Annotated in this window: 20 protein-coding genes; 6 read left to right on the forward strand and 14 right to left on the reverse strand. The window is 68.7% G+C overall.

Translation table 11 applies throughout. The features are described 5' to 3' along the window. Positions 1–96 precede the first annotated feature (96 nt). Positions 97–915 carry a class I SAM-dependent methyltransferase gene (locus EP7_RS14780; protein ID WP_463521978.1) on the forward strand — a complete coding sequence of 273 codons (819 nt, stop codon included), beginning with the start codon at positions 97–99 and terminating at the stop codon, positions 913–915. A 16-nt stretch (positions 916–931) separates the two neighbouring features. Here the strand turns inward: EP7_RS14780 and EP7_RS14785 are convergent, their stop codons facing one another. Beyond that, positions 932–3,730, reverse strand: coding sequence for a hypothetical protein (locus tag EP7_RS14785; RefSeq protein ID WP_463521980.1), 2,799 nt, complete (start codon positions 3,728–3,730; stop codon positions 932–934). A gap of 523 nt (positions 3,731–4,253) precedes the next feature. On the opposite strand from EP7_RS14785, the gene EP7_RS14790 reads away from it, so the two are divergent. The 3 genes from EP7_RS14790 to EP7_RS14800 all read left to right on the forward strand — a co-directional run bounded on the left by EP7_RS14790 (position 4,254) and on the right by EP7_RS14800 (position 10,197). Then, positions 4,254–9,245 (forward strand): PVC-type heme-binding CxxCH protein, encoded by a 4,992-nt coding sequence (locus EP7_RS14790; RefSeq protein WP_463521982.1) that lies wholly within the window; start codon positions 4,254–4,256, stop codon positions 9,243–9,245. A 111-nt stretch (positions 9,246–9,356) separates the two neighbouring features. Further along, on the forward strand, positions 9,357–9,800 hold the full coding sequence (locus EP7_RS14795) for a DMT family transporter (RefSeq protein ID WP_463521984.1): 444 nt from the start codon (positions 9,357–9,359) through the stop codon (positions 9,798–9,800). A 193-nt stretch (positions 9,801–9,993) separates the two neighbouring features. Beyond that, positions 9,994–10,197 (forward strand): hypothetical protein, encoded by a 204-nt coding sequence (locus tag EP7_RS14800; RefSeq protein ID WP_463521986.1) that lies wholly within the window; start codon positions 9,994–9,996, stop codon positions 10,195–10,197. A 98-nt stretch (positions 10,198–10,295) separates the two neighbouring features. Here the strand turns inward: EP7_RS14800 and EP7_RS14805 are convergent, their stop codons facing one another. The 10 genes from EP7_RS14805 to EP7_RS14850 form a co-directional block, all read right to left on the reverse strand. Then, positions 10,296–11,012, reverse strand: a complete 717-nt coding sequence (locus EP7_RS14805; protein WP_463521988.1) for an SIR2 family NAD-dependent protein deacylase — start codon at positions 11,010–11,012, stop codon at positions 10,296–10,298. Between the two features lie 18 nt (positions 11,013–11,030). Next, complete coding sequence (locus EP7_RS14810; protein ID WP_463521990.1) at positions 11,031–11,279, reverse strand: hypothetical protein; 249 nt, start codon at positions 11,277–11,279, stop codon at positions 11,031–11,033. Between the two features lie 75 nt (positions 11,280–11,354). Next, the gene (locus tag EP7_RS14815) at positions 11,355–12,443 is read right to left on the reverse strand and encodes a DUF420 domain-containing protein (RefSeq protein WP_463521992.1); all 1,089 of its coding nucleotides are present in this window, start codon (positions 12,441–12,443) and stop codon (positions 11,355–11,357) included. A 78-nt stretch (positions 12,444–12,521) separates the two neighbouring features. Further along, positions 12,522–12,950, reverse strand: coding sequence for a cytochrome C oxidase subunit IV family protein (locus EP7_RS14820; RefSeq protein WP_463521994.1), 429 nt, complete (start codon positions 12,948–12,950; stop codon positions 12,522–12,524). 42 nt (positions 12,951–12,992) lie between these two features. Further along, the gene (locus EP7_RS14825; RefSeq protein WP_463521996.1) at positions 12,993–13,733 is read right to left on the reverse strand and encodes a cytochrome c oxidase subunit 3; all 741 of its coding nucleotides are present in this window, start codon (positions 13,731–13,733) and stop codon (positions 12,993–12,995) included. 130 nt (positions 13,734–13,863) lie between these two features. Continuing rightward, positions 13,864–14,808: a heme o synthase gene (cyoE, locus tag EP7_RS14830; protein WP_463521998.1), complete on the reverse strand. Its 945-nt coding sequence runs from the start codon at positions 14,806–14,808 to the stop codon at positions 13,864–13,866. Continuing rightward, the gene (locus tag EP7_RS14835; protein WP_463522000.1) at positions 14,805–15,791 is read right to left on the reverse strand and encodes a COX15/CtaA family protein; all 987 of its coding nucleotides are present in this window, start codon (positions 15,789–15,791) and stop codon (positions 14,805–14,807) included. Before EP7_RS14835 ends, cyoE begins: the two co-directional genes overlap by 4 nt. A gap of 122 nt (positions 15,792–15,913) precedes the next feature. Then, positions 15,914–17,752, reverse strand: coding sequence for a cytochrome c oxidase subunit I (locus tag EP7_RS14840; RefSeq protein ID WP_463522002.1), 1,839 nt, complete (start codon positions 17,750–17,752; stop codon positions 15,914–15,916). A gap of 10 nt (positions 17,753–17,762) precedes the next feature. Next, on the reverse strand, positions 17,763–18,566 hold the full coding sequence (locus EP7_RS14845) for a cytochrome c oxidase subunit II (protein ID WP_463522004.1): 804 nt from the start codon (positions 18,564–18,566) through the stop codon (positions 17,763–17,765). 129 nt (positions 18,567–18,695) lie between these two features. Next, positions 18,696–20,069 (reverse strand): c-type cytochrome, encoded by a 1,374-nt coding sequence (locus EP7_RS14850; protein ID WP_463522005.1) that lies wholly within the window; start codon positions 20,067–20,069, stop codon positions 18,696–18,698. Between the two features lie 378 nt (positions 20,070–20,447). Here EP7_RS14850 and EP7_RS14855 point away from each other — a divergent pair, with 378 nt between their 5' ends. Then, positions 20,448–21,278, forward strand: coding sequence for a CPBP family intramembrane glutamic endopeptidase (locus EP7_RS14855; protein ID WP_463522007.1), 831 nt, complete (start codon positions 20,448–20,450; stop codon positions 21,276–21,278). A gap of 24 nt (positions 21,279–21,302) precedes the next feature. Next, positions 21,303–22,208, forward strand: a complete 906-nt coding sequence (locus tag EP7_RS14860; RefSeq protein ID WP_463522009.1) for a metallophosphoesterase family protein — start codon at positions 21,303–21,305, stop codon at positions 22,206–22,208. A 48-nt stretch (positions 22,209–22,256) separates the two neighbouring features. Here the strand turns inward: EP7_RS14860 and atpC are convergent, their stop codons facing one another. From atpC to atpG, 3 genes are all read right to left on the reverse strand, one after another. Further along, positions 22,257–22,694: an ATP synthase F1 subunit epsilon gene (gene atpC, locus EP7_RS14865; RefSeq protein WP_463522011.1), complete on the reverse strand. Its 438-nt coding sequence runs from the start codon at positions 22,692–22,694 to the stop codon at positions 22,257–22,259. Positions 22,695–22,830: 136 nt separating this feature from the next. After that, the gene (gene atpD / locus EP7_RS14870) at positions 22,831–24,267 is read right to left on the reverse strand and encodes a F0F1 ATP synthase subunit beta (protein WP_463522013.1); all 1,437 of its coding nucleotides are present in this window, start codon (positions 24,265–24,267) and stop codon (positions 22,831–22,833) included. 126 nt (positions 24,268–24,393) lie between these two features. After that, positions 24,394–25,314 carry an ATP synthase F1 subunit gamma gene (gene atpG / locus EP7_RS14875; RefSeq protein ID WP_463522015.1) on the reverse strand — a complete coding sequence of 307 codons (921 nt, stop codon included), beginning with the start codon at positions 25,312–25,314 and terminating at the stop codon, positions 24,394–24,396. Between the last annotated feature and the right edge of the window lie 44 nt (positions 25,315–25,358).

Raw genomic sequence — 25,358 nt, forward strand, 5'->3', positions numbered from 1 at the left:
GAAGTTCGGGGTACGAGGGGGGGGCGCGAGGGCGAGGGCTCGACGCGCCAGGGTGGGTACACCTCTGTCATTTCATGTTATTCGAAGGTGTTGTCGATGAAGATGAGCACCGCCAAGAGTCTGATCAAGGACATCATCTGGAAGGTCGACACGCCGCTGACGCGTGGCGCCGTCCGGGGGGCCTGCGCCACCGGCCTGCTGAGCCCCGTCTATGCGGCCTATTACAAGGTCGGCAGCCCGAGGGAGATCCTCGCCGGGCCGTTCGCCGGGATGAGCTATTTCCCGGTCTCGGCCGGCAGCGCCTGGCTGCCGAAGATCCTGGGCACCTACGAGAGTGAGCTGCACGGGCCGGTCGAGGAGGCCTGCCGCCAGTCGCCCGACCTCGTCGTCGACATCGGCTCGGCCGAGGGCTATTACGCGGTGGGGCTCGCCCGCATGCTCCCCGCCGTTCGCGTTTACTGCTTTGACACCGACGCGCGGGCCAACACCTGCATGATGCGAAACGCGAGGATGAACGGGGTGGAAGGCCGGATCGTGCCGGGCGGTTTCTGCACCCCCGAACGGCTGGAGGCCCTGCTGGCGGTGGCCGAGTCGCCTTTGCTGATCTGCGACTGCGAAGGGGGCGAGACCGAGCTGCTCGACCTCGACCGGGCGCCTTCGCTGAGGCGGGCGACGGTGCTCGTCGAGGTGCACGACTTCTTCGACAGCGACAAGATCGGCCGCCTGATCCGCGGGCGTTTCGCCGGGTCGCACGACATCGAGCGGGTGCCGATCGTGGCCCGGAAACCCGAGGAGATGCCGGCCGAATGCCTGGCCAAACTCACGGTTGCCGAGGCCCAGGCCGCCCTGTCCGAGGCACGTCCCCCGGCCAGCGGTTGGCTCGTCCTGAGGCCCAAGGGACGGGCGCAGGGCTGAGGCTGCCCATCAAAGGTCAGGGGCGGAGCTTGCGCTGGATCTTGCGGGCTTTGGTGAGGGATTTCTTGGTCCAGGTGGAGAGGCGGGGGTAGCGGACGGAGAAGTGGCGGATCCGGCGGGCCAGGCCGATGGTGAGGGGGCCGAGGTCGGCGACCGGGGCGAGACGCTCCTGGGTGGCGTGGAGGCGTGCCCGGGTGTCGTCGAGCCGCGAGTGGGCCGAGTCGAGGCGGACGCGGGCGTGGATCAGGCCGGAGCGTGCCTCGTTGAGCCGCTCGAGCAGGCGGTCGCCGCGCGCCTCGGCGGCGACGACGCGGGCACGGGCGGCGGCCAGCTCGGCGACCGTGTCTTGCAGGCTGGACGCGGTGGCCAGGCGGCCCTCGTGCTCGGCGGAGAGCGCGGCCTCGGTGCGGCGCAGGTGGCCTTCGAGGGCCGCCGAGTAGGCCTGGGACGCGTCGAGCCGGCCGGAGAGGGCCGTGGCGTGGGCCGTCGCGGCCTCGTAGTGCCTGGTCAGCTCGCGCGACTGGTCTTCCAGCGTGATGATCTTGCCCGCCTGGGCGGCGACGTGGCCGTCGAGGAAGGCGATATGTCCGTTCAAGAATCCGACCTGGTCGTCGAGCCCCTTGACCTTCGCGTCCTGGGCGGCGACGTGGCCGTTGAGCAGGGTGATGTGCCCGTTGAGGAAGACGGTCTCGTCGTCGAGCCCCTTGAGCCTGGCATCCTGGGCGGCGACGTGGCCGTTGAGCAGGGTGATGTGGCCGTTGAGGAATTCGACCTGGTCGTCGAGCCCCTTGATCCGCGCGTCTTGCGCGGTGACGTGGCCGCTGAGGAAGTCGAACTGGTGGCGGCCGCCTGGGGTGTAGTGGTCGGCGAATTGCTCGGAGAGGCGGCGGGCCAGGACGAATCCGTGGTCGGACCAGGGAGAGGGGGCGGGCGCCTCATTCAGGGCGTCGTCGATGGCCCCGAGGGTCCGGGCGAGGCCGACGCCCAGGAGGTCGGGGCGGTAATAGTGGTCGCGGAAGCGGGCATGCCGGTCGAGGGCGGCCTCGCGGTTGGCGGGGTCGAGCAGGCGGTCGACCTCGGCCCCGAACCCGGCGAGCGGGACGGGCTCGACGCCGACGTAAGCGTTGGGGTTCGCGGTGTCGAAGACGGCGAACGGCTTGCCGGCCAGCGCGGCCTCCAGCGCGACGGTCGACAGGGTGCCGACGACGGCGTCCGAGGCGCGGACGAGGGCGGGAGTATCCAGGCCACCGAAGAGGCAGGCGAACTCGTCGAGCACCTTGACGTTGGCCGGGAGCCCTTCGAGCATCGTGGCGTCGACGTCGTGAACCGGGTGGAGCTTGCAGAGGAAGAGGACGTCGGGGCGGGCGGAGGCGGCCTCGACGAGCGCGGGCAGGAATGCGGCGCCGGCGGCGTGCCTGGGCCAGTGTAGGTTCGTGGCCACCAGCACCGTCCGCCGATAGGCCCCGGCCCAGTCGCCCAGCAGGTCGGCCGCGCTGATGGCGTCGTCGCCATATGCGTCGAACTTGGCGCAGCCGGTCTCCAGGAACCGGGTCGGGCCGACGAGTGCCTCGGTCACGGCCGAGCCGTCGGGGGCCCTGGTCTCGCGGAGGAAGGACTCGCGGCAGTCGGCCGACCAGGAGAGGACGTGGTCGCAGGCGAACGCGACCGGCGTGTCGAAGTCGGTGTGGGGCCAGATCCCGTGCTGGAGCTGGAAAGTCCGGAAGCCCGAACCCTTCGCGGCCAGCACGAAGGCGGCGTTGAGCATGTGGCCGTCGTTGGCCGTCGACTCGGTCGCCACGATCAGCGCCCGGCGCGTGCCCGGCATCTCGGCCCAGTCCACGTCCCTGACCGAAGAGACCTCGACGACGCGGAGGCCGCGCGACTTGAGGTAGGCGAGCATCGCCCTGTGCCGCAGGTCCTCGATGCCGCGCAGGGCGCCCGAGCGGACGAGCACCGTGACCGAGCCGCGGTCGAGGGCGTCCCAGTAGGGGCGGTAGTGGTGGAAGTCCTGATAGTGACCGATCAGGAAGCAGAGATGCGTCCCCGGCGCGACGGGGGACTCGACGGCCGGCGGGATCAGGAGGATCGACGCGAAGGCCGAGGCCAGGGCGGCGCGGTCGACGGGCCCCGAGGGGGCGTCGGCCTTGCGGCGGAGGAGCATGTAGAAGGGCTCGGTGCCGTGGGAGTCGCCGAACGGGTCGATCTTGCGCCAGAGATTCAGGGCGCGGCACGACTCGGTGTCGGGATAGTCCTGATGCCCGGCGATCTCGGCGACCCCGTCGTGGGGGACGACCTCGAAGCCGGCGGCGTCGAAGAGTCTGCGCCAGGTGCGCGGGGGGATGACGGTGGCGTGGTAGAGGTTGTCTCGGCTGGAGGGCCGGGTGCTGACGGAGACGAGCATCCAGCGGCCGGCCAGGTCGGCGAGGTTCGCCAGGGCGGCGGCCATGCCGGGGCGGCCGATGTGCTCGAGCACGTCGAGGCAGGACGTCAGGTGTTGGGCGTCGCCGAGTTCCAGCCTGGAGGCGATCTCGGGGAGCAGTGCATGCGCCGGGGCGGGGTCGGCGCCGATGAGGTTGAAGGGGAGGACGCCCGCCTCGTCGTCGCCGCGCAGGTCGAGCGCCAGGCCCCGGAGGCCCAGGGGCCGGACTCGGCGGACGAGCTCGCCGTTACCCGACCCGACGTCGACGAGGCCGGCGCAGCCGAGCTCGGCGGCGAGGGCGGCCAGGCGTTCGTGGAAGCAGGCGCGGAACGACGTGGCACCGGCGTCGTGGCCGAAGTAGTCGTGCGCGTACAGGCCTTCGTAATCGATGTCCATCGCTCGACCGCCCCTCGTCTGCGTCGCCGGGCGGACCCGGCCCATGCTTCCTTGCCGACGCCCCTGGACCGCCATGTCGAGGGCCGACTCCGTCTTCCCGGCCCCGGCTCCCGGCCGCCGCATCCGGCACGATGCGGCGTGAGCCTCTGGCGTTGGGCCGTCGTCGCGATCGTCGGGTGAGCGACGCTCTTGCAGCTTGCAGCGTGCCTCCCGTCCCGGGGCGCGCGCCGGTTTTGAGGGGCGCGGGACCTGATTCGGCCGGCCGGCTTGCGGGCGGGATTTCCCCTGGCCGCGGGCCGTCCGGTTTCGGCGAGTGAGCAGATACCAGATCGACGGCGAGGGGTCCACCCGAATCGAGGGCCGGGGGGCCCCGGCGGTGCCGGGTTGAATCCGACCCGGAGGGCCCCGACAATGGGGCGAACGCGGCCGATTTCGGGCACATTCCGCGCCCCTCAAGGGGCGTCCGGCCCGACTCCCCCCGCCACCGCCCACATTCCACCCAACGAGATCGCAAGGATCCTCTATGGACGTCCAACGTCGAACACGGCCGCGCCCTGGCCGCGCCGGCTCGTTCCTGATATCGGGCCTGACACTCGTCGGCCTGGCCCTCGCGGCCGGGTCGCACGCGTCGGCGGCCCCCCCCGCGCTCGCGGTTCAGAAGGGAGACCACATCGCCTTCATCGGCAACACCGTGGTCGACCGGATGCAGCACGACGGCTGGCTGGAGACGCTGCTCCAGGCCCGGTTCCCCGGCGATGAGCTGGTCATCCGCAACATGGGCTTCTCGGCCGACGAGCTGACCATCCGACTGCGGTCGAAGGACTTCGGCACGCCCGACGAGTGGCTGGCCCGCACCAAGTCCGACGTGGTCTTCGCCTTCTTCGGCTCGAACGAAGCGTACGGCGACCCGGCGACGTATCGCCAGGATCTCGACGCCTTCGTCAAGCATACGCTCGCCCAGGCGTATGCCGGGAAGGGGGCGCCGCGGCTGGTCCTGTTCTCGCCCATCGCGCACGAGGGGGCCAAGGGCCGGCCGCTGCCCGACGGCGCGGCGCACAATGCCCTGCTGGAGAAGGTGACCGCCGCGACGGCCGAAGTGGCCAAGGCCAACGGCGTCGCGTATGTCGACCTGTATCACCCGTCGCTCAAGCTGTTCGCCGAGTCGGCCGAGCCGCTGACGATCAACGGGATCCACCCCAATGAGGAGGGGAACCGGCAACTGGCGAAGGTCATCGACGGCGCCCTCTTCGGCGAGCCCGCCCCGGCGGTCGACGCCAAGGCGCTGGACGCGATCAGGGCGGCGGTCCTGGAGAAGAACCACTACTGGTTCAACCGCTACCGGGTGGTCGACGGCTACTCGACCTACGGCGGCCGGGCCGACCTGAAGTTCACCGACGGCCAGACCAATCGCGTCGTCATGGACCGCGAGCTGGAAGTGCTCGACCTGATGACGGCCAACCGCGACAAGGCGGTCTGGGCGGCGGCCAACGGCAAGACGCTGGCCGTCGACGACTCGAACACGCCGCCGTTCATCCCGGTGAAGACCAACAAGCCGGGCGAAGGCCCCAACGGCGAGCACATCTTCCTGGATGGCGACGCGGCCATCGGCAAGATGACGGTTGGCAAAGACTTCAACATCAACCTGTTCGCCTCGGAGAAGCAGTTCCCCGACCTGGCCAAGCCGGTGCAGATGTCGTTCGACCCCGCCGGCCGCCTGTGGGTGGCCGTCTGGCCGACGTACCCTCACTGGAAGCCCAAGGAGTCGATGAATGACAAGATCATCATCCTTGAGGACACCGACGGCGACGGCCGGGCCGACAAGCAGACGACCTTCGCCGACGGGCTGCATTGCCCCACCGGCTTCGAGTTCGTCCCCGGCGGCGTGCTGGTGGCCCAGCAGCCCGACCTGATGCTGCTGAAGGACACGAACGGCGACGACAAGGCCGACGTCCGGACCCGCGTGCTGCACGGGCTCGACTCGGCAGACACCCACCACGCGGCCAACAGCTTCAGGCTCGACCCGGGCGGGTCGGTCTACTTCCAGGAGGGGACCTTCCACCACACCCAGGTCGAGACCCCCTACGGCCCGCCCGTCCGCTGCGTCAATGCGGGTGTTTATCGCTATGAGCCCCGCACCCAGAAGTTCGAGGTCTACGTCTCCTACGGGTTCGCCAACCCCCACGGGCACTCGTTCGACCGCTGGGGCCAGGACTTCATCACCGACGGCACCGGCGCGGTGAACTACTTCGCCGCGGCCTTCTCGGGGCACGTCGACTATCCCCGCAAGCACCCCGGTATGAAGCCATTCTTCCCCCAGCGCACGCGGCCCTGCCCGGGCACCGAGATCGTCTCCAGCAAGCACTTCCCCGACGAGATGCAGGGCAACTACCTGGTCGGCAACGTGATCGGGTTCCAGGGGATCTTGAACTACAAGATGCGCGACGAGGAGTCGGGCTTCGGCGCCGAGGAGGTCGAGCCGATCGTCTCGTCGAGCGACCCGAACTTCCGCCCGTCCGACCTGGAGATGGGCCCCGACGGGGCGCTCTACTTCCTGGACTGGCAGAACCCGATCATCGGCCACATGCAGCACAACCTCCGCGACCCGGGCCGCGACCGGATTCACGGCCGGATCTACCGGGTGACGGCCAAGGGACGCCCGCTGTCCATCAGCCCGAAGATCGCCGGCGAGCCGCTGCCGAAGCTGTTCGACCTGCTGAAGGAGACCGAAGACCGGGTCCGCTACCGGGTGAAGCTGGAGATCGGCGACCGCAAGACCGAGGACGTGCTGGCCGCGCTCGGGCCGTGGGTCGCGGGCCTGGACAAGGCCGACCCCGACTACGAGCACAACCTGCTGGAGGCCCTCTGGGTCAAGCAGAACCACGACTCGGTGGATGTTGACCTGTTGAAGCAGCTGCTGGCGGCCCGCGACTACCGGGCCCGCGCCGCGGCCACGCGCGTGCTCTGCTACTGGCGCGACCGCGTGCCGGGCGCCCTGGGCCTGCTGAAGACCCTGGCCGCCGATGCCTACCCGAGGGTGAGGCTGGAAGCCGTGCGGGCCGCGAGCTTCTTCACCTCGCCCGAGGCGATCGAGGTGGCCTTGATCTCGGCCGAGCAGCCGTCGGATTATTACCTCGATTACGTCCGCGCCGAGACCCTCAAGACGCTGGAGCCCTACTGGCGCAAGGCGCTCGCCGAAGGCCGGCCGGTCGAGTTCAGCAGCGAGGCGGGGGCCCGGTTCTTCCTGAAGGGAGTGGGCACCGACGACCTCCTGAAGATGAAGCGATCGGTGGCCGTCGCCTCCGAGATCCTGCTGAGAGGCGGGGTCGACACGGCAACCCGCGGGCAGGCTCTGGCCGACCTGGCGAAGGCCCGTGGAGTGAGCCGCGTCCATGCGTTGATCGAGTCATTGAAGGCCCGCGACGGCCTGGAGCCGAACGCCAGGTCGGCCAGCCTGGCCGAGCTGGCCGGGCTGCTGACCGACGTGCCGCAGGCCGATCTGGCTGGCGTGCGCAAGGATCTTGAAGGGCTGGCGACGGGCGCCGCCCGCCCCGACACGCGTCAGCTCGGCTTCGCCGCGCTGGTCGACGCCGATGGCTCGGCCGAGGCGGCCTGGACGCTGGCGACGAAGTCGGCGTCCGCGCTCCGCGAGTTTCTCGCCGCGATCCCCCTGGTGCGTGACGCCAAGGTGCGCGAGTCGCTCTACCCGCGAGTCGAGGGGCTCTTGAAGGCCCTGCCCGCCCCCTTGGCCTCGACGAACGCCGGCAAGGGAGTCGTCGGTCGATATGTCCGGGTCGAGCTTCCGGGGCCGCGTCGGACCCTGACGCTGGCCGAGGTCGAAGTGATCAGCGACGGCCGGAACGTCGCGCGATCGGGCAAGGCGAGCCAGAAGAACACGGCCAACGGCGGCGTGGCCGCCCGCGCGATCGACGGCAAGACGTCCGGTGCCTACAACGACAACGGCCAGACGCACTCCGAGGAGGGGACTGACTCCCCCTGGTGGGAGGTCGACCTGGGCGCGGACGTGCCGATCGACTCGATCGTCATCCACAACCGCGTGGATGGGGAACTCGGCCGGCGGCTACTCGGGTACACGCTCAAGGTGCTCGACTCAGGGCGCAAGCTCGCCTTCGAGAAGGCGGGCCAGCCGGCCCCCGAGCCGAAGGCGACCCTGACCCTGGAGGGGAATGCCGGAGACGTGGTGAGACGGGCCGCGATGCTGGCCCTGACGTCAATCCCTGGTCATGAGGAGCGGACCTTCCGTTCGCTCTCCGCGCTGGCCCGAGCCGGGGTCGACCGCGACGCCGCCGTGCTGGCGCTCGGCCGTCTGCCCAAGGCGACCTGGCCGAAGGACGAGGCGGGCCCGCTGCTCGACTCGCTGGCAGCCGCCCTGGCGGCCCTGCCCGCCGCCGACAGGACCACGCCGCAGGCCCTGGAAGCCCTGCAACTGGGCGACCAGCTCACGGGCCTGCTGCCCAAGGACGCCGCCCGCGCCGCCCGAGCCAGGCTGGGCGCGCTGGGGGTGCGGATCATCAAGATCGGCACTGTCTACGAGCAGATGCGGTACGACCTGGATACCATCGCGGTGCAGGCCGGCAAGCCGGTGCAGATCGTCTTCGCCAACATCGACGCCATGCCGCACAACTTCGTCGTCGTGCAGCCCGGCTCGCTGGAAACCGTCGGCCAGCTGGGCGAGGCGCAGGCCACCCAGCCCGATGCCGTCGCCCGGCAATATGTCCCCGTCAGCGACAAGATCCTGATCTCCAGCCGGATGATCCAGCAGGGAGAGTCGCAGAAGCTCGACTTCAAGGCGCCCGAGACGCCCGGCGTCTATCCGTACGTCTGCACCTATCCGGGCCACTGGCGGCGGATGTTCGGCGCGATGCGGGTGGTGGAGAACCTGGATGACTACCTCGCCGACCCCGAGGGCTACCTGGCCGCCAACCCCCTGGCGGTGAAGGATGAGCTGCTGAAGCTGAGCACGACCCGCAAGGAGTGGACCTATGAGGAGCTGGCCGCGGCGGTGACCCCGGTCGCGCACGGCCGTTCGTTCACGGTGGCCAAGCAGGTCTTCCGCAAGTCGAGCTGCGTGTCATGCCACCAGCTTGGCGGCGAAGGGGTGCCCATCGGCCCCGACCTGACCAAGCTCGATGCCAAGCTGACGCCTGCCGACCTGCTCAAGAGCATGCTGGAGCCCTCGGCCAAGATCGACGACGCGTATGCCCAGTTCCTCTTCGACACCGAGTCGGGCCAACTCGTCAGCGGCCTGGTCGTCGAGGAGACCGCCGACGCGTTCAAGGTCGTCGAGAACCCGCTGGCCAAGGCGACCCCCCTGGTCGTCAAGAAGTCGGACGTGGTGGCACGCAAGCGGCTCAACACGTCGATCATGCCCAAGGGGCTGCTCGACACACTGAACCGCGAGGAGATCCTCGACCTGATCGCCTACATCGTGGCCAAGGGCGACAAGGCCCACCCGCTCTTCAAGGGGGGCCACGAGGGCCACGGCAACGCCCACTGATGGGCTGATCGACGAGCCTTTTTTTGCCGACGCCCCGCCTTCCTCGGACCCGAGGAGGCGGGGCGTCTGTGCGTCACGGACGTTCAAGGATCAAGGAAGGATGTCGACTCGATGCGTTGGCTGTTCTCGGCGGTGGCCTTGATCTCTGGGGCGGCGCTGGCGGTTCAGGTGGGGATGAATAGCGAGCTGCGGGTGCGGATCGGCCACCCCCTGATCGCGGCCCTCTTCTCGTTCCTGGTCGGCACGGCGGGCCTCGTCACTTACCTGGCGATCGCCAGGCCGGGCTGGCCGACGGGCGAGCGGATGGCGGCGGTTCCCTGGTGGGGCTGGATGGGCGGCATGGTGGGGGCCTGCTACGTGGCCACGGGCGCGGCCTATGCGAACCGCCTGGGCGCGGCGTCGTGGCTGGCGCTGGTGGTGACCGGCCAGGTCCTCGCGTCGGTGGCCCTCGACCATTTCGGCTTGGTCGGCTTCCCGGTTCATCAGGCTGGATTGATGCGACTGGTGGGCGTCGCATTGCTGCTTGCGGGGGTGGTGATCGTCCTGCGATCGTGAGCGGAGGGGGCGGATTCCGGGAGAATCGTGCAAGACGCGGCGTGCGCCAGCGAATACCCTACGGGCCGAACGTCGTTACGGACGCGCCGATCGGACCGTTCGATTGGCACTCGCTTTGCACAACTCTCCTGCGTCGGACATCCGAACCGGACGAGAACGCTCGATCCGGTTGAACCCCCAAGGAACACGATCGATGACCAATCGCACCAACTCCGCCCTCGCCCTCTCGTCCCTGCTCCTCGGCACCGTGCTTTGCTTCACGGGATGCGAGAAGGGGCCCGCCGAGAAGATGGGCGAGAAGGTCGACAATGCGGCCCAGGACGCCAAGGACATCGTCGTGCCCCCCGGCCCCGTCGAGAAGGTCGGCCGCGAGGTCGATCGCACCGTCAATCCGTGACATCCTGGCTTCGTGAAGCCAACGAAGCGCCAAATCAATCCGCCAACGCCCGGCCACCCCTTCCTGGGGCGCCGGGCGTTGGCGTTGATGACGCTGGTTCAAGGGAATTCGAGCAGCGCCGGGAGGATCTCGCCGGCCTTGCCGTACAGGCTCAGGTTGCTGTCATCGGAGGCGGGCGTCGGTTCGAGATTCACCTCGATGACCCGGCCGCGTGCCTTGCGAATCATGCCGGCCGCCGGATGGACCACGGCGCTGGTGCCGACGACCAGGAGGAGGTCGCTCTCCCTGACGGAGTCCAGGGCGGCTTCCCAGAGGTCCGACGGCAGCGACTCGCCGAACCAGACGACGGCGGGCCGCATCAGGCCATCGCAGGCGTCGCAGCGGGGGAGTGCGGGCAGGACGATGCCGGCGGCGTCGACGGTCTCGAGGCAGTCGATGCAGCGGATCTGCTCGATGGAGCCGTGGATCTCCAGCAGGTTGCGGCTGCCGGCCCTGCGGTGCAGGCCGTCGACGTTCTGGGTCACCAAGGTGAAGGCCGGGACGCGGGCTTCGAGCCTGGCGAGGGCGTGGTGCGCCGGGTTGGGTAACGCCCCGGCGACGATCGACCGCCGCCAGTTGTAGAACTCCCAGACCAGGTAAGGGTCGGCGGCGAAGGCCTCGGGAGTGGCCAGGGCGAACGGGTCGCGGCCACGCCAGAGTCCGTCGGGGCCTCGGAACGTGGGGATTCCGCTCTCGGCGGAAACCCCCGCGCCGGTCAGCACGACGACGCGCCTGGCCTCGGCGATCCAGGAGGCGGCCAGCGTCCGGTCATCCATGAGTGAGGCCCGTGCCTGTCAGAATTCGGGCAAAGCCCCGCGTTTCACTGCGCGGACGACCATCAGGGTGCCGGTGCCCAGTAGGCCGAAGGGCATCGCGATCATGAACAGGATGCTCCAGAAATAGCCCGTCTTGAGGCTCTCTCCGTTGCCCTGGGCGGCGATCGCTTCCTTGCAGTTGGGGCAGGCCGAGGCGTCGCCAACCCACACCAGCAGCAGGAGCAGGGCGAACGCGAGGATCGGGAGGAATCGGCGGGCCTGTCGCATCGGGTCTCTCCTGCGGGCGATTCGCGTCGATTCCATTGTAGGCCGAGGCGGATCCCAGGTCGAGGCGGGGGTCGTTCAGAGGCCGGTCGCCACGGGCATCTGGTAGAGCATCCAGTAGATGATGACGCCCGTCACCGAGACGTAAAGCCAGATGGGGAATGTGACCGCGGCGATTCGCGCGTGCTGCTCGAACTTGCGCTGGATGGCCCGGACCAGGGTCATCGTGACCAGGGGGACGACGCCGAAGGTGGCCAGGACCGTGTGAGACAGCAGGATCGTGAAGTAGGCCGTGCGGACGGGGCCGACGCCGAGGAATTTCACGCTGCCGACCTGGTAGTGGTAGACGAGGTAGCAGGCCAGGAAGACAGCCGAGACGGCGACGGCGGCGGTCATGCAGGCGGCGTGCCCGCGCCAGCGACCAATCCGGATGAGCAGCCAGGCGACGACCAGGAGCACGGCGCAGGTGCCGTTGAGCGTCGCGTTGATCGCCGGCAGGCGTCGGACCCAGGGGGCAACTTCACGCGCATCCTCCGGGCGATCGAGCGTGCGGGCCCGCGTGACGAGGTCCCGCAGGGCCTCGGCATCGGAGGCGGGGAAGGTGCCGACGACCTTGTTGCCGACATCCACCAAGGCCAGGCGGTCGGAGTGCGAGACGGCCTCGGCCCCCTCCTTGCGGTCGGCCTCGGAGGACGCCTGGACCCCGAGGCGGAAGCCCTTGAGGATCAGTTTGTAGACGTCGTCGGCAGGCCCGGTGAGGAACCACCAGAGGTCGGGGTCGGCCGAGAACGATGAGGCGTAGCGGGCCAGGACGTCGGGGGTGTCGTGGTCGGGGTCGACACTGATGCTGACGAGCTTGACGCCGGTGCCCCCGAGCTGACCTTGCAGCCCCTTCATGGTGGCCGTGATGCGGGGGCAGGAGTTGGGGCAACGGGTGAAGATGAACGAGGCGATCCAGACCGAGGGGGCGAGGTCGGCCTCGGTGATGACGCGTCCGGATCGCTCGGTGAGGCGGAAGGGGCCGAGTTCGAACTCGTGGCCGGTCAGGTCGCGCGAGGCGGGCGGGGGCGGGCCCGCCTTGTGGGTGAATGTCGCGGCGAGCAGTCCGCTGATGAGGATCGTGCCGGCGACGATCGAGAGGCCGAGGCGGTAGGAGCGAGCATTCACGGCGAGTGATGTCCTGACATGTGGCGGGGCCCCCGGCCGTTCAAATGGGCCGAAGGCCGTCGCTTGGCTGCCGATGGTTCAGTGGCCGACTCGGCCCGGGCTGGTGCTGGAACCGACCCCGGGGGCGACCGGCGCCGCGACGGCGGCCTTGTCGTCGTCGGCCGTGGAGTAGTCGCTGACGTAGTGGATGGCCATGTCCGGGTAGAGGCCGCACATCAGGACCATCGCCAGGAAGCCGGCGGGGACGAGCATGTAGTAGACCCACTTCCCCTCGAACTTCAGATGCATGAAGAAGATGCCGACGAGCCCGGCCTTCACCGTGGCGAGCGTCATCAGGCCGAAGACGAGCAGGGTGAAGTGGTCGGCGAAGACCTTGGCGTAGAAGTATTCGAGGATCGTGAAGACCAGCAGCGCACCGAAAACGCGCAGGTACGTGCCGATGTGCGACTCTTGTTCTTCGGCGGACTCGGTCTCTTGATTGTGCGCCGTCGCGTCGAGCTGGGCCATCGAGGGGTTCTCCGGTGGGATACGTCGGGCGCCCGGCCCGGGTCAGACGAGGTAGACGACGGTGAAGAGGATGATCCAGACGAGGTCGACGAAGTGCCAGTAGAGGCCGACGAGCTCGACGTGGCTGTGCGATCGCTGCGTGAACCGGCCCTGCATCGCGCCGATCAGGATGCAGGTCAGCCAGACCACGCCGGCGGCGACGTGGGCCCCGTGGAAGCCGGTCATTGTGAAGAAGCACGACGCGAACAGGCTGACATCCGGAGTGAAGTGTCCCGTCGGGCTGACGCCGATGGGGTAGTGGTGGCCGAACATCAGCTGGTAGTACTCGACGACCTGGACGCCCAGGAAGACCGAGCCGATGGCGACGGTGGCCGCCAGCCAGATCTTCAGCTTGGCGAGGTCGCCACGCTGCACGGCGGCCAGGGCCAGGACCATCGTCAGCGACGAGCAGATGAGGATGAACGTGTTGGTCGCCGTCATGTCGATCGACAGCGGATTGACCTGGTCGTGGTAGGGCACCGGCCATTTGTAGAAGGTGACGCCCTCGGTGGTCGCCATGGTGTCGACCGGCGTGTTGGGCGAGTAGGCGGTGGAGTACGACGTCTCGGGGCTGCCGGCCCGCAGGACGATGTAGGAGCCGATCAGGCCGGTGAAGAACATGACCTCGGTGGCGAGGAACAGCCAGATGGCCACCTTGCCGGGCGTGACCGGCGCGACGGCGTGAGCCTTGTGGGCCGCCGCGGGGGTCGAGTCGGTGAGGGTCGGGAGTGCGGCGGTGGCCATCGTGGAGAGTCCTCGGAGGGAGACGGGCGCCCGCCTGCTTCGGCGAGGGGGCGCGACGTTCGGTCACTTCGCTGCGGGCGGCCGGGGCCGGCATCGGCCGCCCGGGGTCGTCTTCGATCGGGTCTTCGGCTCACGCGGGCGACGGATTCAGCAGCAACAGCAGCAGGATCGCGGGCAGGTAGAGGAACGACGTATAGAGCAGCCGCCTGGCCGAGGCGTCATTGACGTCCATCCAGAATCGGGTGGCCTGCGTCAGATAGTAGAGGCCCAGGCCAAAGGCCCCGGCGAAATACCAGGGGCCGGCCATGCCGACGGTGCAGGGGAGCAGGCTCGCCGGGACCAGGGCCAGGGCGTGCGCCATGGCCTGTCGCCCGGTGATCTTCCCCTCGGGGTCGACGTTGGGCAGCATCAGGTGGCCCCCCCGGGCGTAGTCGGCCCGATGGATCCAGGCGATCGCCAGGAAGTGGGGGAACTGCCAGAGGAAGACGATGAAGAAGAGCGCCCAGGCCTCGATGCCCACCCGGCCCGTGGCCGCCGCCCAGCCGATGACCGGCGGCAGAGCGCCCGGAATGGCGCCGATGGCCGTGTTCAGCGTGGTGATCGGCTTGAGCGGCGTGTAGGCGAAGACATACAGGACGAAGGTGAGCAGGGCCAGCCAGGCCGCGGGCTGGCGGGTGGCAAGCACAAGGATGGCCAGCCCGGCAAGCGCGAGCGCGGTGCCCAACGCTGCGGCCTCCAGAGGCGCGATCTTGCCGGCGGGTAGGGGACGCTTGGCGGTCCGCCGCATCAAGGCGTCGCGGTCGCGCTCCAGGTACTGGTTCCAGGCGCTGGCACCGGCGGCGACCATGCCGGTTCCCACAAGTGCCGCCAGCAGCGGGAGGCCCGAGACGCGACCCACGGTTTTGGCGCCGAGCATGAAGCCGGCCGCCACGGTGACGAGCACCATCGTCACGAGCCGCAGCTTGGTCAGCACGGTATACGACTGGAGCCGGGCGGCCAGCCATTCGCGGCCGCCGGTCGCCAGGCCTGGATCGGCCAGGATTCCGGCCGGGTCGACGGGTGTTGCGGTCTTCACGCCATCGCCTCCTGGGGCGCGACGGATCGCGAGGGGGAGGACGTGGACATTGCGGGAAGGCTCGACGTCGTCAGGTGGCGGGCCGCCCGGAGGGCCAGGACCAGCGACACGCCCAGCAACAGCGCGGCGTTCGATTGGTGCCCGGTCCTGAGCATCGCCTGATAGGTGGTGACCACCCGCTGAATGCCGTCGAAAGGCCTGAGCGTCCACCAGGCGCCGATTCCCAGAAGCACTTGCAAAGACACCGACGCGATCAGGAGCCGCGAGGCAGGGGCAAGCTCCGGGCAGGCGGCCCGATTGCGAAGCACCAGGATGGCCACCGCGACGGCGGCCGGGGCGACCAGTGCCGCGAGCGTTGCGTGGACGACGAGGCCAGCCCCATAGTGCCTCAGCCAGGCGCCGGCGACGACCTGGGCATAGACCAGGGCGACCAGGCTCGCCGTGATGATCCGGAGCCTGGACGGGTCAGGCCTGGGGGCGCCGGCCTCGATCCAGCGGCGGCCGGTCAGCACGAAGAGGGCGACGAGCAGGGCGAAGAAAGCCTGGCCGGTGCAGCCGTGGACGGCCGCCAGCGTCGTGGACATCCAGCGCACCCGGAGGCCGCCAAGGATTCCCTGGCCGACGACCGCCGCCAGGGTCAGCCAGCCCATTGCCTTCATCCAGGGCCGTTGATCGCTCCACTGGAAGTAGATGGCCAGCACGATCGTCAGCAGGCCGACGGCGGCGCCGTAGAGCCGGTGGGAGTGCTCGATGAACACTCCCCAGGCCGAGTTCCAGAAGTCGTAAACGAACATATTGATGCCGAACGTCGTCGGCCAGTCGGGCACGGCCAGGCCCACGCGGTAGGTGGTCACGGTGCCGCCGACGAGGAGCAGCGGGAACGTGAGCAGCGCCGCGAGGGCGGCGACCCAGTTCGGGCCGCGACGATATCCGGTCGTGGTTCGGGCCGCCCGGATCGGGTCAGCCTGCGGGCTGGGGTTCATCGACGCCTGCCGGGTGCCTTTGGGGCGGTCTGGGCGGCAAAGCCGCGTGATGGGAAGCGGGCCAAGGCGACGGCCCCGAGCTTGTCGCGGGGCCGTCGCCGTCGGCGGACGATCGGGGCGGGTCAGGCCATGACCGGGTCGAGCGGGGGTGCATCGGCCGGCATGGGCTCGGTCTGGGGCAGGAAGTCGGCGGCGGCACCCGGCACGCTGAACTCGTAGGCCGGGTGGTAGACCGTCGGCAGGGTCTCGAAGTTGTAGTACGGAGGGGGCGACGTGGTGGTCCACTCCAGCGAGTTGGCCTTCCAGGGGTTCGGCCCCGCCTTCTCGCCGCCGACCAGGCTGTAGAAGAAGTTCCAGGCGAAGATGATCTGGCTCAGGCCCAGGGCGAACGCGCTGTAGGTCATGAACTTGTTCATGCCCGTGATCCCGGCGTTGTTCAGGTAGCCGTAGATCAGGGGGTCGGCGATGCGCCTGGGGTGGCCGTGCATGCCGACGATGTGCATCAGGAAGAACGTGCCGTTGAAGAAGATGAACGACAGCAAGAAGTGGATCTTGCCCAGCCGTTCGTCCATCAGGCGGCCGAACATCTTCGGGTACCAGTAATAGATGGCCGCGAAGACGCCGAAGGTGCTGCCGCCGAAGAGCACGTAGTGGATATGCGCCACGATGAAGTAGGTGTCGTGGATGTGCATGTCGACCGGGGTGGCGGCCATGAAGATGCCCGACAGCCCGCCGATGATGAACATGGCCACGAACGCGATGGCGTTGAGCATGGCGGTGGTGAACTGCACCCGCCCGCCCCACATCGTGCCCAGCCAGTTGAAGACCTTGATGGCCGAGGGGAGCGCGATCATCATCGTCGAGAGCATGAACGTGGCGCCCAACGCGGGGTTCATGCCCGACTGGAACATGTGGTGGCCCCAGACGATGAAGCCCAGCCCGGCGATGGCCGCCGTGGCGAAGACCATCGGCTTGTAGCCGAAGAGGGGCTTGCGCGAGAAGGTGGAGATGATGTCGGAAACCATCCCCATCGCCGGCAAGATCATGATGTAGACGGCCGGGTGCGAATAGAACCAGAAGAGGTGCTGCCAGAGGATCGTCTGGCCGCCGCCGACCTTCTCGGGGCCGTTGCCCACCACCCAGTTGGCCGGGCTGAAGAAGTTGGTGCCGATGGTCCGGTCGAGCAGCTGCATGACCAGGGCCGAGGTCAGCACCGGCAGGGCGAAGGCCTGTAAGAGCGCCGTGATGAACAGGGCCCAGACGGTCATCGGCATCCGGAACATCCGCATGCCCGGCGAGCGGAGCATGATGATGGTCGTGATGTAGTTGATCGAGCCCATCAGCGACGAGATGCCGGCGAAGAGCAGCCCGACCAGCCACCAGGTCTGGCCGCTGAGCGACCCGACCGTCGACTGGAGGAACGACGAGAGCGGCGGGTACGACGTCCAGCCCGCCTCGGCCGAGCCCCCCTCGACGACGAACGAGTTGAGGATCGCCACGAAGGAGAAGGGCATGGCCCAGTAGGAGAACATGTTCAGCTTGGGGAAGGCCATGTCCCGCGCGCCGATCATCAGCGGGATCAGGTAGTTGCCGAAGGCCCCCGAGAGGATCGGCACGATCACGAAGAAGATCATCACCGTGCCGTGCATGGTGAAGAGCTTGTTGTAGAACTCGGGCGGCATCCGGTAGCCCTGGTTGGCCCAGAGCGTCTGGCTCAGGATGGGCATGGGCGACCACGGCCAGGCGAGCTGCCAGCGGATGGCCATCGCCATCAGGCCGCCGAGGACGAAGAAGATCAGGCTGGAGAAGAGGAACTGGATGCCGATGACCTTGTGGTCCTCGGAGAACACATAACGCCTGAGGAAGTTGGTCGGCTGCGCGTGGATGTGGTCGTGGCCGTGGTCGTCAGACCCGTGCCCGTGGCCGTTCCCGTGCGCGTCGGCGGTATGGGTGGTGCTCATGGCTCGGAGGTCATCTCCCCTGGGGTCCGACGGCGGCGACCGTGTCCCGGTTCTGTTCGTTCAGGGCGCGACCCATCCACTCGTCGAAGTCCGACTGAGAGCCGTGGACGGTGACATTGCCGCGCATCTTGTAGTGGCCCCAGCCGCAGAGCTCGGCGCAGACGAGCTCGTACTTGCCCTGGGTGTCGGCGTCGAACCAGACGGGGATCGTCAGGCCGGGGACTGCGTCTTGCTTGATGCGGAGCGCCGGCAGGAAGAACGAGTGGATGACGTCGGAGGCCTTCAGGTAGATCAGCGACTGCTTCCCCTTGACGAAGTGCAGGTCGTTGACAAGCTGGAGGTCGTCGCCGGTGTTCAGCACGCCGTCGGGGCCGGGGTACCGCATCACCCACTGGAACTGGCGGCCGGTGATCTCGGCCAGGGGCTGGATCTTGGGGGCCGACGACCGGAACTTGATGTCGGCCCAGGTGCCCATCTGGTACAGCGCGATGAAGACGAGGATGGCCGCCGGGACGATCGTCCAGATGACCTCCAATCGCTGGCTACCGTGGAAGTATTGCGCGACCCGGCCCGGGGCGTCGGCGAATCGCCAGGTGGCCCAGACCAGGGCGATCTGGGTGCCGATGAAGACGACGCCGGTGATGACCAGGATCAGGATATAGAGGCTGTCGATGCGCCGGCCGATGGACGAGACCGACGTCAGGCCCCCCTCGGGGCCCGCGGGGAGCCACCAGTCGGGGTCGAACGGCGAGTAGACGAAGCTGCCGACGGCGAAGACTGCGGCCGCGGCGAAGAGGAGGGGCCAGTAACGCACGAGGGACGCTCCCAGGGATTCTCAAGGCGAAGAGTGCGTGTGTCCGTGCCGCCCGCAGAGGCCTTCATGCCGACCTTCGCCGCCGACCGGGGCGGGGCAAGGCCGCGGTCGGGGCGGCAGGCCGTTTGATCAACGCCTGACCGCGACCCGGGGGTCTTCGGCCGGCGCCGGGCTCGTCGTCGGCGAGGCGGCGTGAGCCGGGGCCGCCGCGGGGACGGCCGCGGGCGTGCCGGGCAGGGTCGCCCCCTTCAGCAACGTCGGGTCATAGGGCAGGGCGAGGACGAAGTTGACCAGGTCCCAGATCTGATCCGGCTTGATCAACCCCAGGTGGGCCGGCATCTTGGCGCCATTGATCCCCTTGGCCAGCCGCCAGTAGAGATCCAGGGGGCGTCGGCCGCCCTTGTAAACGCCCCGGGTGAGGTTGGCCGGCCGCAGCGGGTCGCCCCACTCGTCGACCGACGCCTTCCAGAGTTCCTTCTGCTTGTCGGTGAGGGCCTCGACTCGGGTCGGCATCCCACTGGGGTCGCCCCGGAAGACGACCTGCGTGAAGGTCGCCTCGTCGATGAAGCTGGGGCCATTGCCGCGCCCCTGGGCGCCGTGGCAGCCGGCGCACTCGACCTTGTTGCCGGTCTTGTTCAGGCCCAGGAACAGCTCGCGGCCGCGGGCGATGCTCTCGGGGGTGCTGGGCGGACGCGGGGTCTCGGGGGTGACGACCTGCGAGTCGGCGGCCTTCCACTTGGCGAAGACGCTTTGCGCGATCTCGACGGCGACCGTGTCGGAGATCGCCTCGTCGGCGGTCTCCTCATCGGCCACTCCAGCCTCGGCGATCAGGCCCAGCTCGGTCTCGCCCCGCATGCTCAGGAAGAGCAGGTAATCGATAACCTGCTCGGTCTGACGATTGCTCATCAGGGCCTCGAAGGCGGGCATCGAGGTGCCGTGCAGGCCGTACTTGAGGGTCTTCCGCAGGTCTTCGCGGGTCGGCTTGGCGCCGGTGGGAGTCGAGGTGAACTTGAAGAGGCCCTTGCGATAATCGCGGGGGCGGGGGAAGAGGAACGACGCGGTCGGGCCGTTGCCGGCGCCGTCGACGCCGTGGCAGTGCAGGCAGTGCTTGCGGTAGAGGGCATAGCCCCCTTCCTGCGGCTCTCCCAGCAGCTTGCCGGTCGACTTGCTGGCCATGTACTGGCCCGACGCCTCGTCGACCCGGGGCAGGGCGATGGGCCGGACCTCGGTGCGGTCCCCCTCTCCTTGCTGGATCAGGTTGGTCAGGTGGACGCCGCCGTCGGGGAGGCCGGAGCCGGCGGGGACCTTGATCTGCTGCGGCGTGGGGCCGTACAGATTGGCCATCGCCCGGGTTACCGCGGCCTGGAGCTTGGGCTTGTCCTTGAGGTCAATGCCCAGCTGCGCGTTCTCGGTGTAGCCGATCGGGCCGGCATGGAACGAGTCGCCGCAACCGGCCAGGGTGAGCGAGCCGACGACCACGACGAGACGAAACCGCGATGTCACGCGACGATCCTCCTGGCGCGAGGCCACGGCTCATCGTCTCCCGGGACGGGCAACGCCCCGCGACGCCCCTGCAACATGGCAGGGCGGCGGGGCGGACGTCCGGGGTGTCAATGAGGACGGACCCACGCCCACTTGACTCGGTCTGGCGCCTAAAGGCTGATCGTGGAGCGGATTCTGCTTGTTCGAGGGGAAGGCGGCGCTTCATCGGGACGAGGCCGCCATTCAACTCCCGGGTAATGGTACTAGTGGACTCAGGCCCCTACAAGGCCGCCCGAAATTTCGTTGTGTTCGTTCTTTCCGAAAATTTCGAACAACCGCGACGACTCCACGTGGGCGGGATGGCTCGATTCGTCCGCCGCGATGGTCGATGAAAATCCGGTGCGCACGAAAACGACGAATGCCATCCCCCGATCTCCCCGGACGCGGCCAAGGTCGCGGTTCGGATATGACCACCGATGGTGGGGCGAGGCCCCCCCGCCGGCGGCCGTCGACTCGTCGTACTGGTCGGCCACCCGCAGGCCGATCCCCTGCCTCCTCTTCATCTTGCCCGCGCTGTTGGCCTATGAGCTTGGCGTCGCCTGGCTGGGCGGGGGCTCGGGCACAATCCGGGCGGGGGCCGATTCTTGGATGCGGCACGCGCTGGGCGTCCTGGGCCTGACTGATCGATGGCTCCCGCCGCTGGGCCTGGTGCTGGCGCTCGTCGGCTGGCAGGCGGTCGACCGCCGCGACTGGAAGTTCTCGCCCATGCTCTTGCCGGGCATGGCCGCGGAGAGCCTGCTCCTGGCCGTGGCCCTGATCGGCCTGAGCCGCGTTGTCGACCTGGGGTTTACCCAGATGGACGGGCCCGAGGTCCTGGCTGCGGGCCTGGCGCATCCGGCGGCCCCCCTGGTCGGGTTCCTGGGGGCGGGGCTCTATGAGGAGGCCCTCTTCCGCCTGGCACTCGTCCCCTTGATTTACGGGGCCGCGCGGCTGATCCTTTTGCCGGGGGTCATCGCCGGCACGCTGGCGATCAGCGGCTCGGCCCTGCTGTTCTCGCTGGCCCATCATGCGGGGGCGCCCGGCGAGTCGTTCACCTGGTTCGCATTCATCTTCCGCTGGCTGGCCGGGGTCTACTTCGCCTGGGTGTTCGTGGCCCGCGGGTTCGGCGTGGCCGTCGGCACGCATACTGCTTACGACGTGATCGTTGGCTGGTTCGGCTGGCACTTCTAGCGTGACTGGCAACGGAGACGGCGAGTGCGATTCATCCACCTATCCGATGTTCACGTCTGGCGTTACGCCTGGAAGCCCTGGAAGCTGTTCAGCAAACGCGCCGTCGGCATGATCGAGCTGGTTTCGGGCCGCGCCGGTCGGTTCCGCCTGGAACGTCTCGAAGAGGTCGTCGCGCGGATCGAGGCGCTCAACGCCGACCATGTGCTGATCACCGGCGACCTGACCACTACGGCGCTGCGGCACGAGTTCCACGTCGCCAGGGCCGCCCTCGAGCCGCTGCTGGTCGACCCCGAGCGTGCCACGGTGATCCCCGGGAACCATGATCGGTACACCTGGGGTTCGGTGCGGTCCAAGGAGTTCGAGACGCACTTCGGCGAGTTCGCCCCCAGGTCGACGTTCCCCTGGCTGCGCCGGCTCGACGAGCGCACGGCCATCCTGGGGCTTGATCCGACGCGTTCTCACCTCTCGGCCACCGGCCGGCTCCCTGAGAAGCAATTCGCGGAGGCCAGGGCGCTGCTGGCCGACGAAGCGAACCGGCCCGAGCGGCTGATCGTGGCGTGCCACTATCCGCTGGAGGCCCCGACCTTCTGGGCCGGTGAACTGGCCAAGAAGCGGATGAAGAACGCGCCCGAGGTGGAGGCCTGGCTCGCCGGCCTGGGGCCTCACCTCTATTGCTGCGGCCACGTCCACGCAGCCTGGGCGTTCCGACCCCGGGCCGTCCCCGAACAGCTCTGCCTCAACGCCGGGGCGCCCTTGATGCACGACAAGATCGGGACAAGGCCGCCGGGGTTCCTGGAAGTCGAGCTGCACGAAGGGATCGTGAGCGTGCTGCATCACGCCTGGGTGGAGAACGACCGCTGGGAAGTGCGGCCGATGCACCAGGATCCGGCATTCTTCGACGTCGGCGAGCGGGCCGCCGGCACCGCCTGACGCGGTGAGACGGCGGCCCTGCCGGCTTGTTTTAGGAGCGGTCCGGTCTTACTTGGTGGCGACGTGGACGAGGGCCCGGGCCCGGCCGATGGCCCGCTCGCGGTCGTCCTGTTCGAGGTCGCCGACGGCCCGGATGGCCTGCGCCTTGGCGAGCTCGGCCTTGGCCGCGCCGGCTTCGATGGCGGCGGCCGGGATGGCTCGGCTGGTCAGGACGGTCACGACGTCGTCGCGGACCTGGACGAAGCCGCGGTCGACGAAGTAGCGGCGGACCTGGTCGCCGACCTTGGTCCGCAGCTCGCCATAGCCGAGCCGGCCGATGACGGGGGAGCGTCCGGGCAGGATGCCCAGTTCCCCGTCGTGCAGGGGGACGGCGACGAAGTCGACCATCTCGTCGATGATGGTCTTCTCGGGCGTGACGACCAGGCATTGGATGCGGTCGCCCGGCTTCTTTCCGGCGTGGGCCTCGGCGAAATCGGCCGTGGACATGGTCGGGGCGCCTTCTTCTCTCGAGGGGGCGATGCGGTCTCGGGCGAGCCGTCAGTGCGTGGGCGACGATCGACGCGCCGCGCGGCCGGTTAAATGGCCCGCGCGACGCGTTGGGTTCGATTCGCTTCGTCTGGCCTCAGCGGGCCATCTTCTTGGCCTGTTCCTCGGCCATCTCGACGCTGCCGACGTAAAGGAAGGCGCTCTCGGGCAGGTGGTCCCACTTGCCGTCGCAGATCTCGCGGAAGGAGCGGATGGTGTCGGCCAGGGTGGTGTACTGGCCGGGCTTGTTGATGAAGACCTCGGCGACGAAGAAGGGCTGCGACAGGAACCGCTCGATGCGGCGGGCGCGATGGACGATGGTCTTGTCGTCTTCCGACAGCTCATCGACGCCGAGGATGGCGATGATGTCGCGAAGCTCGCGGTAGCGCTGGAGGATTGTCTGGACGCGGCGGGCGACCTCGTAATGCTCTTCGCCGACGTATTGCGGGTCGAGAATTCGGGAGGACGAGCCGAGCGGGTCGACGGCCGGGTAGATCCCCTTCTCGGAGATCGACCGCGAGAGGACGATGAAGGCGTCGAGGAAGCCGAAGGTGGTAGCCGGCGCGGGGTCGGTCATGTCGTCGGCCGGGACGTAGACGGCCTGCACCGACGTGATGGCCCCCTTGTTGGTGGACGTGATCCGCTCCTGGAGCGCACCCATCTCGGTGGCCAGCGTGGGCTGGTAGCCGACGTTCGACGGCATCCGGCCCAGCAAGGCCGAGACCTCGGAGCCGGCCTGGCTGAACCGGAAGATGTTGTCGATGAACAGCAGGGTGTCGGCACCGGTCGAGTCGCGGAACCACTCGGCCATGGTCAGCGCCGAGAGGGCGACGCGGAGGCGGGCGCCGGGGGGCTCGTTCATCTGGCCGAAGCACATGACGGTGCTGTCGATGACGCTCTTGCCGGAGGAGCCGATCTTGGTCTCCTGCATTTCCAGCCAGAGGTCATTCCCCTCGCGGGTGCGCTCACCGACCCCGGCGAAGACCGAGTAGCCGCTGTGCACCTTGGCGATGCGGGCGATCAGCTCGGTGAGGATGACCGTCTTGCCCAGCCCGGCACCGCCGAAGAGGCCGATCTTGCCGCCGCGGACGAACGGGGTGAGCAAGTCGATGACCTTGATGCCGGTTTCCAGCATCTCGGTCTTGGGGGACAACTCGTCGAACCGAGGAGGGTCGCGGTGGATTGGCCAGCGCTCTTCATGGGGGACCGAGCCGCGACCGTCGATCGGGTCTCCGAGCAGGTTGAAGACGCGGCCGAGGGTCCCCTTTCCGACGGGGACGCTGACGGGCCCGCCGGTGTCCTGGACGGGCATGCCGCGGACCAGGCCGTCGGTCGAGCCCAGGGCCACGCAGCGCACCCGGTTGCCGCCGAGGTGCTGCTGGACCTCGCCGACCAGGTGGATCCGGACGCCCTTCTGGTCGGTGTCCACGACGATGGCGTTGTAGATCTCCGGCAGGTGCCCTTCGTCGAACTCGGCGTCGAAGGTCGAGCCGATCACTTGGGCGATCCGTCCCGTCGCGGTCGCGGTGGCCATGGGCGTCTGATCCCTTCCTCTGTGTCTGACTGTGCGTTTGAGCCGTCTGGTGTCTGCGTGAGATCCGGGGTGCCCGCCGCGCCGGTCACTGGTGCGGGCGGTCGGGCGGGGCGGAGCGAGGGTCGATTATTCGAGGGCCGCGGCGGCTCCGATGATCTCGGCCAACTCGCCGGTGATCTGGGCCTGGCGGGCCCGGTTGTAGAGCATGGTGAGCGACTTGACCATCGAGTCGGCGTTCTCGGTCGCCCCCCGCATGGCGACCATCCGGGCGATCTGCTCGCTGACGGCCGCGTCGAGGAAGCACTTGAACAGCCGGACCTTGAACGAGACGGGGACGATCTCTTCGAGGATCGAGCGGGCGTCGGGCTCGAACTCGTAGGGAACGCGCCTGGCGGCCGGCGTCTCGGCCTTCGCCGCGAAGGCGGCGGAGTGGCGGATCGGGGCGGGGGTCTCGGCGACTTCAACGGCGGTCATCGGCAGCAGTGTGGTGACGACGGCCTGCTGCCTGGACGCGTTGATGAACTTGGTGTAGACGACCTGGAGCCGGTCGATCTGGCCGCGGACGTAGAGGCCGATGTAACGCTCGGCGATCGCGTCGATCTCCTCGAACTGCGGCTTGTCGTCGAACTGGGTGAACGACGCGTCGGTGGGGATTCCGCGGAACCGGAAGTAGGAGATCCCGCGCTTACCGGCGACTTCCACCGAGGTGGAGACGCCCTCGGCCTGCTCGTCGAAATAGGTGCGAGTGGCGGCGCGGATCACGTTGCCGTTGTATCCGCCGGCCAGCCCGCGGTTGGAGGTGAGCACCAGGATCAGCGACCGCTTGACCTCGGCCCTGGGCTCGAGCAAGGGGTGGCTGACGTTCTGCGCCGTCGCTCCCAGGTCGGCCACCAGCTCGGCGATCTTGCGAGTGTAGGCCTCGGCCTCGGTGGCGCGATCCAGCGCCTTCTTGAATCGGGCGGTGGCGATCAGCTCCATCGTCCGGGTGATCTTGCGGATGTTCTGCACCGACTTGCGGCGCTTGATGATCGCGCGGGCCTTGGCCATCGGGGGATCTCGCGTGGAGCTGCGTCGGAGCGTCCGGGTTCGGT

The organism is Isosphaeraceae bacterium EP7, from assembly GCA_038400315.1.
Taxonomy (GTDB): Bacteria; Planctomycetota; Planctomycetia; order Isosphaerales; family Isosphaeraceae; genus EP7.